Origin of the sequence: Bacillus sp. AFS001701 (assembly GCF_002559405.1) — a bacterium.
Taxonomy (GTDB): domain Bacteria; phylum Bacillota; class Bacilli; order Bacillales; family Bacillaceae_G; genus Gottfriedia.
Genome location: NZ_NTZO01000111.1, coordinates 1 through 10,678, shown reverse-complemented (window position 1 = coordinate 10,678; position 10,678 = coordinate 1). Strand labels below are relative to the sequence as shown.

Sequence of the window (10,678 nt, the reverse complement as noted above, 5' to 3'; positions counted from 1 at the left end):
TTTTTAATGGGAATAATTACCTAAAATAACAAAGAATCGACAGAATTGTCGAAATGTTTTGAATCAAAAGAACTTGTCTAACGAAAAAATATAGCTTACTATTTTCTTAAGAATTTTAAATTTTCAAAAAAATAGGTTTTTAAGGGGGCGTACATATGGTTTTTAAGAAAGGATTTGCAATTTTAGCATCAGTATCGTTAACTGCGGGTATTTTAGCAGGCTGTGGTAGTAATAGTTCAAAGGATGGGAACCAGGTCATTAAAATTGCGACAAATACACCATTATCTGGTAATAATGCAATTTTAGGTGAATCCATTAAACTTGGAGCTCAGCTTGCATTAGAGGATCAAAAAGCAGCTTTCAAAAAATTAGGCTTTGATTTAAAGATTGTACCTTATGATGACCAAGGGGATCCAAAAAAAGGTGTAGCAAATGCTGAGCAGTTAGCTGCAGACAATAAAATCCTTGGGGTTGTAGGACACTTAAACTCTGGTGTGGCAATTCCTTCTTCTGTAAAATATGAGAAAGACCATATCGTAATGGTATCTCCTTCAAATACTGCAAATGAAGTAACTGATCGTGGATTAGGAGTAGTTAATCGAATTTGTGCTCGTGATGACTTCCAAGGTCCTGCAGGTGCAAATTACGCTGTTAATACTTTAAAAGCTAAAAATATTTTTATCATTCAAGATAAAACACCTTACGGAACTGGTTTAGCAAATGAATTCAAAGCTGCTGCTGAGAAATTAGGCGCTAAAATTTTAGGTGAAGAAGGGATCTCAATCGGAGATAAAGATTTTAACGGGGTACTAAATAATGCAATTGCGAAAAAGCCTGATTTAGTATTCTTCGGTGGACTTTATGCTGAAGGTGGAATTTTATTAAAACAAGCTCGTGAAAAAGGATTAAACATCCCATTCATGGGAGGAGATGGAATGGACTCTTCAGGTTTAGTGGATATTGCTGGAGATGCTGTTAAAAACTTCTATTATACTTCAGTAGCTGGTGATACGTTAAAAACAGATAAAGGTAAGGCTTTTGCTGACGCTTATAAAGCTAAATTTAATAAAAACATTGAATCGTTCTCATCTTACGGATATGATTCTGCTGGCGTTTTATTAGAAGGATTAAAAAATGCGATCAACGATAATAAAGGAAAAACGCCAACTCGTGAACAAGTTGAAAAAGCAGTACGTGCAATCCAAGATTATGATGGTGTAGTAACAAAGGTGGGCTTCGACGACAAAGGGGACAACAAATACGCGAAAGTATTTATTTATACGTTTAAAGAAGCTAAATACCCTGGTACCCAAGAAGGCGAAGTTACTAAACCATAATTAGAAACAAACCCTACCAGTCTTAAAGAAAAGAGTATCCTGTAAAATGTGATACTCTTTTTCTCTCAAAAAGATGAGAAAATTGTAAAATTTTGGAAGTCAATAGGAAATAAACTACATTATTTATAGGAGGTCTTATACATGAATGAAGTAATCCAAACACTACCTCAAGTTCTAATAGACGGTCTTGTTTTAGGAGCAGTATATGCAATCGTAGCACTCGGTTACACGATGGTTTATGGGATATTGGAACTAATCAATTTTGCACATGGTGAAATATTTATGGTGGGTGCGTTTATTGGTACTGCGGTATTAATTACATTTACTGGTTTAGGTTTATTAAGTAGTTTACCTGCAATTATCGTGTTAGCAATTGTTTTAATAGTAGCATCATTAGCAACTGGTTTCCTAGGAATGGGGATCGAAAGAGTTGCGTATCGTCCATTGCGAAAAGCACCAAAGTTAATTACATTAATTACAGCAATCGGTATTTCATTTTTACTACAAGATATCGTACGTTTTATTGCTGAATTAAAAGAAGGAAATTACATTATTACTGGCCCATCACTATTTTCTGGACAACACCAAATTAAAACTAGCTCAATTCTTTCTTCATTTGGAAATGCACAAATTAAATCAGCATCAATCATTATTTTAGTCGTTGCAGTTGTAATGATGATTTCATTAGATTACTTCATCAATAAAACAAAATGGGGTACAGCAATGCGTGCAGTTGCACAGGATCGCGACACTGCATCATTAATGTCTGTTAACGTTAACAAAGTCATCTCTTTAACATTCTTTTTAGGTTCTGGATTAGGTGGTGCAACTGGCGTACTATTTGCATTACAGTACAGCACAATTGATCCGTATATCGGTTTTATTTTAGGACTAAAAGCATTTACAGCTGCAGTATTAGGTGGAATCGGAAATATCCGTGGTGCAATGTTTGGCGGTTTATTAATCGGTGTAATCGAAGTATTTGCAGCAACAAATTTATCAACTTTAACTCATGGCATTTTCCCATCAGAATATAAAGATGTTGTTGCATTTGGAATTTTAATTCTAGTTCTAATATTCAAGCCAGAAGGTTTATTAGGTAAACCTGTAGCTGAGAAAGTGTAGGTGAATTAGATGAAGAGCTTATTAAATGGGTTAAAACAATCAAACAAACTACAAGGAATTTTCTTAGGAGCTTATATCGTTGTTACATCATTAGGTTTATACTTTTTGCAGGAATCGGTTACAGCATTTCTATTAATCTTGTTCTCACTTTACTTATTATATAAAACTAATTTTCCAGTCAAATTAAAATGGAGCATTGGAATCCTAGTTTTAACGGTGATCATGCCGTATGTTGCATCACAAGGGACTGCATTTGAATCATATATGGGTGTAGCGACTTTAGTTGGAATCTATGTTGCAATGGCACTAGGATTAAACGTAGTAGTTGGTTTAGCGGGTCTTTTAGATTTAGGGTTCGTTGCCTTTTTTGCAATCGGTTCATATACTTATGCAATTTTTTCGACTAAACAAGTTACGAATTTCTTACATTTTGATTTCCTCCCGTTTTCAGGAAACTCATTCTGGTTATTTATCATAATCGGTGGAATTATTGCTGCAATTGCAGGTGTATTATTAGGTATTCCAGTACTTCGTGTAAAAGGTGATTATTTAGCAATAGTAACACTAGGCTTTGGGGAAATTATTCGAATTGTATTTAATAATTTAGATAAACCAATAAATATTACTGGAGGAGCACAAGGTATTTCTTCTATTCCAGCTCCTACTATTTTTGGATTAGAGATTGATAGTTCTGGGCAATTTTATTATGTCGTGTTAGTTGTTTTAGCAATCGTCATTTTAGCAGTTACTAGGTTACAAGATTCTAAGCTTGGACGTTCTTGGAAAGCGGTACGTGAGAATGAAATCGCTGCACAAGCATCAGGTATTCACTTAGTACGTACGAAATTAATTGCATTTGCCATCGGTGCATCTTTCTCAGGAATGATGGGAGTAGTATTCTCTGCAAAGCAAATGTTCATTGACCCAACAAGCTTTACGTTACTTGAGTCGATTACGATTTTAGTAATGGTTATTTTAGGCGGAATGGGTAGTGTTCCAGGTGTTATCCTTGGAGCAGCGCTTGTAACAATCTTAAACCTACAAGTATTAACAGAAGTAACGAACTATTTGAACCAATTAACATTAGATGGTGTTATTAATTTACCACCGGCTCTATCGCCTTCTAAAATGCAACGTATGATTTTCGGACTTATTTTAGTACTTGCAGCAATTTTCAGGCCAAAAGGATTATTGCCTGCCAAAAATAAGGTTGTTCCAAAAGAAGACGTCATAGATCAAACTGTAGTCGAAGAAAAATCACGAACAGTTTCATTTTAAGAGAGGAGGTTATCAAATGTTAAAAACAACGAATTTAACGAAAAGCTTTGGCGGATTAACAGCTGTTAATAATGTAAATATTGATATTAAAGAAGGCTCAATTACAGCGGTAATTGGACCAAATGGAGCTGGAAAAACAACATTTTTTAATATGATTACAGGTGTGTACACTCCTAGTAGTGGTGAAATTTTGCTAGGGAATGAGAGTTTGGTAGGGCTAAAACCACATACTGTTAATAAAAAAGGAATCGCACGTACATTCCAAAATATTCGTTTATTTAATAGTATGACAGCATTAGAAAATGTCATGGTAGGAATGCATCAGCATTTAAAGTATGGTGTTTTTTCAACAATATTCCATTTACCCAAATTTAAAAAAGCAGAAAAATCGGCGATGAAAGAGGGATATAAATGGTTAGAATACGTCGGATTGGCTGATGTTTATAATGAGGAAGCATCGAGTCTATCATACGGTGCACAAAGACGACTTGAAATCGCTCGTGCATTAGCATCTCAACCAAGAATCTTACTTTTAGATGAGCCAGCTGCAGGGATGAATCCGAAAGAAACGAAAGAATTGACTGATTTAATCTATCAAATGAGAGATGACCTTAACTTAACAATCGTCTTAATTGAGCATGATATGAAGCTTGTAATGGAAATATCTGAGTATCTATTTGTACTTGATCATGGTGAAAAAATTGCAGAAGGTAAACCACTCGAAATTCGAAATAATCAAAAAGTAATTGAAGCATATTTAGGAAAAAGTGCAGTGACTACTGCATAGTGAAAGGAGTACTTAAAAAATGACGCTATTACAATTAAAAGATATTAACTCTTTTTACGGTGGTATTCAAGCACTGAAAAATATTAACATTGAAGTAAATGAAGGTGAAATTGTAACGTTAATTGGAAGTAACGGTGCTGGTAAATCTACTACTTTAAAAACAATTTGTGGCCAAGTTAAACCAAAATCTGGAACACTTATTTATAAAGGTGAAGAAATTATAAAGCTACAATCTCATGAAATTGCCTTAAAAGGAATCGCTCATGTACCAGAAGGAAGAAGAATCTTTTCTAAATTAAGTGTAAAAGAAAATTTAGAGATGGGTGCGTTCTCAGTTAAAGATAAAAAACTAATCGCTGCACGAATGGAAATGGTATTTGATTATTTTCCAAGACTGAAAGAGCGTTTAAGCCAAAAAGGCGGTACGATGAGTGGAGGAGAACAACAAATGCTAGCGATTGGTAGAGGACTGATGATGGGACCATCATTGCTAATGCTAGATGAGCCATCTATGGGTCTTGCTCCAATTATCGTTGAACAAATATTTGAAATCATTGAGCAACTAAACAAACAAGGAATGACAATCTTATTAGTCGAACAAAACGCATACCAAGCATTACAAATTGCTCACCGCGGGTATGTAATTCAAACTGGTGAGATCCAAATGGTTGGTGAAGGTAAGACATTAATGAATAATGAAGAAGTGAAAAAAGCTTATTTAGCTTAGAATTTTCAAATCAAAAATAGGTAAAGGAAAAGGGGATGTATCATGAGTCAGGTCAACTGACATATGAACATCTCTTTTTTGATGTGAATGAGTGTGAAAATTAATAGTTGGAGGTATCTTGGAGGCACTGATCATTTTAAGTCTAAGTTTCAGATTTTTTTTTAGTTAAATGGCAGATTTGAATTAGTATTTTAGTGTTTAAGAAGAAATATGCTTGATTTACATTCAATCTTATCCACGATGAGCTAATAATCCAGTCGAGATACCGGGTATAGGTAATTTTTAACTTTATTTGCAGTTTTGCAGATTTTAATTGCAGAATCGGTAATTTTAATTGCAGATTCACGGATTTTATTTGCAGTCCGCCATTCATTTGTAAGTTTCAACGTTTGTTTGCACAGTTAGGCCTCTTATTTGCTGCTCTCTAAGTTTTATTTGCAGTTCAAGACGGTCGATTTTTACTACGGCTTTATCAACACAAATTAAAGAAGGAACCCATTATGGATTCCCTCATTAATAATTATTATTTATTAGAAATAAATTCCGAAACTTTTAATTGCTCTTCACTTGACGCATTGTTAATTGAAGATTGAAGTGATTCCTCTAGTAAACTACGATTCTTGTAAAAATCTTCATGTTTACTATTATAATAGTACTTCACTGCTTCTAAATCTGAGAAAAACTCTTTTCCAAGCTTTAGAAGAAATGTTACTGGAAGTCCTTCGATCACTACTGTATTTAAATTTTCAGAAATTTCATTTACCGTACTGTTTGAAGTTGAAATCATTTCCTCGTTTAATTCTTTAACAAGTAATTGTTCGAACCCTTTTATTTTATTGTTTCTTTTGTTCACGATTCGCTTTTTGTTTGTCTTTAATAAACGAATGGAATGATGTTTATCAAGCAATACTGCTGAACGTTTCTTTTTCTTTAGAAAAATGCTGCTACTCAAAACTAGCACTCCCTTCTGATAGTATAGTATATAAATAAAACAACTTTTCTATCATACCAAGTAATGCTCATACTGTAAAGGTTATATCTTTACATGAAGTATCCCCTGAAATATTCGAAAAATTCACGGTATTTTTTTATCAAAATTGTTCATAATAATATTTGACTTAAGCATTGTCACTTTGTTAAAATAACAACATATTATTTATTACATATAACGTTGACGGAAAGAAGTACCTAAAGATTATTTTGTATAGCGAATTGAGGATGGTGTGAGCTCAATCAAAACCTTTAGCGAAAGGCATTCCTGAGTTAATTCTTAAAGTGGACAATTTTTTTAATTGTCAACTAGGGTGGAACCGCGGGTGCATATACAGCTCTCGTCCCTAGGCAGAAAATGCCTAAGGATGAGAGCTTTTTTATTTCATTCTTGCATTTTCAAAAAACAATTGAAAATTGGAGGCAGATGAAATGTCAGAAAAATCGATGGATGTCGTAGTAAGTCATGCTAAACACAGAGGATTTGTATTTCCAGGATCTGAAATTTACGGTGGTTTAGCAAATACTTGGGATTATGGTCCACTAGGTGTTGAATTAAAAAATAATGTAAAAAAAGCTTGGTGGAAAAAGTTTGTTCAACAAAGTCCATATAATGTTGGATTAGATGCTGCAATCTTAATGAATCCACGTACATGGGAAGCTTCAGGTCATATTGGTAACTTTAATGATCCAATGATCGATTGCAAAAATTGTAAAGCTCGTCATCGTGCAGATAAATTAATCGAAAATGCACTTGAAGAAAAAGGAATGGAAATTATCGTTGATGGACTTCCATTTTCAGAAATGGCTAAATTAATTGAGGAGCATAAAATTGCTTGTCCTGATTGTGGTAGCCATGATTTTACAGATATTCGTCAATTTAACCTAATGTTTAAAACATTCCAAGGTGTTACTGAGTCAAGTACGAATGAGATTTTCTTACGTCCAGAAACAGCACAAGGTATTTTCGTAAACTTCAAAAATGTTCAACGTACAATGAGAAAGAAAGTACCATTTGGTATTGCTCAAATTGGTAAAAGCTTCCGTAACGAAATTACACCAGGAAATTTCACGTTCCGTACTCGTGAATTTGAACAAATGGAGCTTGAATTCTTCTGTAAACCAGGTGAAGAATTAGAGTGGTATTCATATTGGAAAGAAACTGCTAATAAATGGCTTTTAGCTTTAGGAATGAATGAAGAAAATCTTCGTTTACGTGAACATAGTGCGGATGAATTATCACACTATAGTAACGCGACAACTGACTTTGAATATAAATTCCCATTTGGGTGGGGCGAATTATGGGGCATTGCGTCTCGTACAGATTATGATTTAAAACAACATATGGAATATTCAACAGAAGATTTCACATATCATGATCCAATTACAAATGAAAAATACGTTCCATATTGTATCGAGCCATCATTAGGTGCAGATCGTGTGACATTAGCATTTTTAATTGATGCTTATGAAGAAGAGGCATTAGAAGATGGTACATCTCGTACAGTAATGCGTCTACATCCTGCATTAGCACCATATAAGGCAGCGATTTTACCACTATCTAAAAAATTATCAGAAAATGCACAAGAAGTATTTGCTTCTTTAGCAGAAGATTTCAATGTTGATTTCGATGAAACTGGTTCAATTGGTAAACGTTACAGACGTCAAGATGAAATCGGTACTCCATTCTGTATTACTTACGACTTCGAATCAATTGAAGATGGAAAAGTAACAGTTCGTGACCGTGACACTATGGAGCAAACTCGTGTTGCAATAAGTGAATTACAATCATTTTTAGCTAATAAAATTAAATTTTAATTTAGTTTTTTGAAATAAGGTGTCCTTTTGGACATCTTTTTTCATATATTTTACTAAAGCTTGTTTAAAGTTTAAGAAATTTACTAAAAATGGTAAAATAAAGGTATAAAATAAAGGAGGAGTTTAAATGAGGAGTTCAAATCCTATCTTAAATTCTGAACGATTAACGAAATCAAGGCATGCTGCTAAAACGATGACGATTGGTGGAACAATAGGTAAAACAATTATCGCGTTAATCTTATTAATCGCAACAGCAGGATACTCATTTTATCTAACGACTACTGGAACCCTGAATTCTAAAGTGTTTATTGGATGTTTAATCGTTGCATTCATTATTGGGTTAGTAACATCTTTTTCTCCTAGAATTGCGCCGATTACTACACCTATTTATGCAGCAGTTGAAGGGATTCTAATTGGTAATATTTCAGCTGCTTACGAAGCAACATATGGAATGATTGTCCTTCAAGCGGTTCTATTAACAATAGCAATTATAGCAGGAACATTAATTTGTTATGCTACTGGACTAGTTAAAGTAACGCACCGTTTTAGATCAATTGTTTTCGGTTTAACAATCGGAGTGTTTATATTTTATTTACTAACGATGGTCCTTCAACTATTCCATGTTCCAATTCCATATATCCATCAATCTGGTCCAATCGGAATATTTGTTAGTTTAGCGATACTTGTTATTGCTTCATTAAATCTATTTTTGGATTTTGATCTAATTACGACAAGTGTTAGACAAGGTGCACCAAAAGAGTTCGAGTGGTATTGTGCTTTTGGTTTATTAGTAACAGTCATTTGGGTTTATATTGAAGCACTTCGATTCCTATCGAGGCTTCGCGATTAAAAAATTTTAGTCAGTCAGACCTTACTCTCAAATGAAAGTAAGGTTTTTTACTATAGTTTGATTTAAATTCAATTATGATTAGATAGAATGACAATAGTAGAAAGTAGGGAAATAGATGAGTAAGAAAAAATTTGAAGTCTTTGAAAATGAAACAATTAATGATTGCTTAGAGAGAATGGAAAGAGAGGGCTATACACCTGTTAAAAGAATGGAAGTACCAATATTTTCAGAACAAATGGTGAATGGAAAGGTAGAAATTGAACCGACCGGAAGAAAGATTGTTTTTGAAGGCAAATTAAATACGAATTAATATGAATAAAGATAATAATTTAATGGAATAGTAACCTTATATGAATTAAATGAGGTGAAAATATGCATAAATTAGCATGTCCACGCTGAGTCACCTAATATAAATAATCAGAATAAATTAGGTGATGGACATGGGAAGAAATAGGAAGCTAACAAAAGCAGAACTACTATTAATATCAGAAGAGAAATCAATTCAATCTACATTAGATGAATTCATTAACAAGTGTAAAAGAAAAGGACTTAGAGATACAACAGTATACAATTACAGTAAAGTATTAGGTTACTTACTATTTGATGTTGTAGACGAGTCCGTAGCAGTATTGAAACAGGAGTTCATTGATAAATTAATAGAAGATATGCAGACTAGAATGCAACCTACTACAATCAATGCTCGATTAACCATATTAAGGACATTTATTAAGTACTTAAAGTTGCCGATAGATATACAGTTATTAAGATGCAGACAAAAGCAGATAGAGTCATTCAATGGCACTCAAATCAGACAATTACTGAATTCTATCGATAGAACTACATGGAATGGTGTTAGGGATTACTGCATGATTCTTATGATGCTAGACACTGGTATCCGCTCAAGTGAACTATTAGGAATATGTTTAGAAGATTTAAGGCTTGATGAGAATAAAATACTAATCAGAAACACTAAAATGTACTTGCAAAGATATATTCACATAACACAACATACTTTAAATGCACTAAGACAGTGGCTATCGATTAGAGACATGGTAGAAGGTACTACTGCAGTATTTATCAGTATGGAGGGTAATGCATATACAACACGCATGTTAAGGTGGAGCATCTCAAAATATGGAGAATTAGCAAGTATTAAGGGTGTTAGAGTATCGCCTCATACGTTCAGACATACATTCGCTAAGATGTATTTGCAGAGCGGTGGTAATTTATTTGAATTACAGAGACTGCTAGGACATTCTGATATAAAGATAACACAGAGGTATATCAATTATTCCAGTGATGATTTAGGAAGAGCACAGGTTAAATACAGTCCATTAAAAAGTATATTATAAGAAGGTGTACCAGTGATGGTACGCCTTTTGTGTATGCTTTCGGCTTGTCCTATTGACTTAGAATGAACTGAATATATAAGGGGAATTACTACTTGCATTTAATAAAATTCTAATTGGAGTGTCATTTTGACGAGACTCTATTCCCGATTATGCATAGGGAGCGATAACCTTAAAGCCTTGTTAAAGCAAATATTAAAAGGAAAAAAGAGTCGCTGCAGGCCTAAATTAATTTTATGATGAGTAGATATTCAATACTCCAAATACAAGGAATTATGAATTAAAAAAGGAACGTTTTAAGACGTTCCGTCAAATGCCTTTTTTATATTAAGAAGCTCCTTATTCCATTTAACAGTTTTATAAAGTAAGAAAATAAATAGAAAATGAATAACGATTACCATAATTGAGGCAAAGCTA

10 protein-coding genes and 1 other annotated feature are annotated in these 10,678 nt (G+C 33.6%); of the genes, 9 read left to right on the top strand and 1 reads right to left on the bottom strand.

Going from position 1 to position 10,678, the window contains the following annotated elements; translation table 11 throughout:
- Nucleotides 1–155 precede the first annotated feature (155 nt).
- The 5 genes from CN514_RS09625 to CN514_RS09605 all read left to right on the top strand — a co-directional run bounded on the left by CN514_RS09625 (nucleotide 156) and on the right by CN514_RS09605 (nucleotide 5,254).
- Nucleotides 156–1,337, top strand: coding sequence for a branched-chain amino acid ABC transporter substrate-binding protein (locus CN514_RS09625; protein ID WP_098232389.1), 1,182 nt, complete (start codon nucleotides 156–158; stop codon nucleotides 1,335–1,337).
- A gap of 141 nt (nucleotides 1,338–1,478) precedes the next feature.
- Nucleotides 1,479–2,462, top strand: a complete 984-nt coding sequence (locus CN514_RS09620) for a branched-chain amino acid ABC transporter permease (RefSeq protein WP_098232388.1) — start codon at nucleotides 1,479–1,481, stop codon at nucleotides 2,460–2,462.
- A 9-nt stretch (nucleotides 2,463–2,471) separates the two neighbouring features.
- Nucleotides 2,472–3,740: an ABC transporter permease subunit gene (locus CN514_RS09615; RefSeq protein ID WP_098232387.1), complete on the top strand. Its 1,269-nt coding sequence runs from the start codon at nucleotides 2,472–2,474 to the stop codon at nucleotides 3,738–3,740.
- Nucleotides 3,741–3,756: 16 nt separating this feature from the next.
- Complete coding sequence (locus CN514_RS09610; protein ID WP_098232386.1) at nucleotides 3,757–4,527, top strand: ABC transporter ATP-binding protein; 771 nt, start codon at nucleotides 3,757–3,759, stop codon at nucleotides 4,525–4,527.
- Nucleotides 4,528–4,546: 19 nt separating this feature from the next.
- A complete protein-coding gene (locus tag CN514_RS09605; protein WP_069032386.1) occupies nucleotides 4,547–5,254 on the top strand; it encodes an ABC transporter ATP-binding protein in 708 nt (235 codons plus the stop codon).
- A gap of 523 nt (nucleotides 5,255–5,777) precedes the next feature.
- Here the strand turns inward: CN514_RS09605 and CN514_RS09600 are convergent.
- Complete coding sequence (locus CN514_RS09600; protein WP_098232385.1) at nucleotides 5,778–6,206, bottom strand: hypothetical protein; 429 nt, start codon at nucleotides 6,204–6,206, stop codon at nucleotides 5,778–5,780.
- Between the two features lie 210 nt (nucleotides 6,207–6,416).
- Nucleotides 6,417–6,596: a binding site (T-box leader), on the top strand.
- An 80-nt stretch (nucleotides 6,597–6,676) separates the two neighbouring features.
- On the opposite strand from CN514_RS09600, the gene CN514_RS09595 reads away from it, so the two are divergent.
- The 4 genes from CN514_RS09595 (at nucleotide 6,677) to CN514_RS09580 (ending at nucleotide 10,264) form a co-directional block, all read left to right on the top strand.
- Nucleotides 6,677–8,062, top strand: coding sequence for a glycine--tRNA ligase (locus CN514_RS09595; protein WP_069032389.1), 1,386 nt, complete (start codon nucleotides 6,677–6,679; stop codon nucleotides 8,060–8,062).
- 127 nt (nucleotides 8,063–8,189) lie between these two features.
- Nucleotides 8,190–8,912: a Bax inhibitor-1/YccA family protein gene (locus CN514_RS09590; protein WP_098232384.1), complete on the top strand. Its 723-nt coding sequence runs from the start codon at nucleotides 8,190–8,192 to the stop codon at nucleotides 8,910–8,912.
- A 115-nt stretch (nucleotides 8,913–9,027) separates the two neighbouring features.
- Nucleotides 9,028–9,222 (top strand): NETI motif-containing protein, encoded by a 195-nt coding sequence (locus tag CN514_RS09585; RefSeq protein ID WP_098232383.1) that lies wholly within the window; start codon nucleotides 9,028–9,030, stop codon nucleotides 9,220–9,222.
- A 130-nt stretch (nucleotides 9,223–9,352) separates the two neighbouring features.
- Nucleotides 9,353–10,264 carry a tyrosine-type recombinase/integrase gene (locus CN514_RS09580; RefSeq protein ID WP_176525853.1) on the top strand — a complete coding sequence of 304 codons (912 nt, stop codon included), beginning with the start codon at nucleotides 9,353–9,355 and terminating at the stop codon, nucleotides 10,262–10,264.
- Nucleotides 10,265–10,678: the final 414 nt, after the last annotated feature.

What these genes read in the sequence shown, in the direction of transcription:
- CN514_RS09585 (WP_098232383.1), top strand. Translation starts at nt 9,028, where the DNA reads ATGAGTAAGAAAAAATTTGAAGTCTTTGAAAATGAAACAATTAATGAT.
- CN514_RS09580 (WP_176525853.1), top strand. Translation starts at nt 9,353, where the DNA reads ATGGGAAGAAATAGGAAGCTAACAAAAGCAGAACTACTATTAATATCA.
- CN514_RS09605 (WP_069032386.1), top strand. Translation starts at nt 4,547, where the DNA reads ATGACGCTATTACAATTAAAAGATATTAACTCTTTTTACGGTGGTATT.
- CN514_RS09590 (WP_098232384.1), top strand. Translation starts at nt 8,190, where the DNA reads ATGAGGAGTTCAAATCCTATCTTAAATTCTGAACGATTAACGAAATCA.
- CN514_RS09615 (WP_098232387.1), top strand. Translation starts at nt 2,472, where the DNA reads ATGAAGAGCTTATTAAATGGGTTAAAACAATCAAACAAACTACAAGGA.
- CN514_RS09625 (WP_098232389.1), top strand. Translation starts at nt 156, where the DNA reads ATGGTTTTTAAGAAAGGATTTGCAATTTTAGCATCAGTATCGTTAACT.
- CN514_RS09610 (WP_098232386.1), top strand. Translation starts at nt 3,757, where the DNA reads ATGTTAAAAACAACGAATTTAACGAAAAGCTTTGGCGGATTAACAGCT.
- CN514_RS09620 (WP_098232388.1), top strand. Translation starts at nt 1,479, where the DNA reads ATGAATGAAGTAATCCAAACACTACCTCAAGTTCTAATAGACGGTCTT.
- CN514_RS09595 (WP_069032389.1), top strand. Translation starts at nt 6,677, where the DNA reads ATGTCAGAAAAATCGATGGATGTCGTAGTAAGTCATGCTAAACACAGA.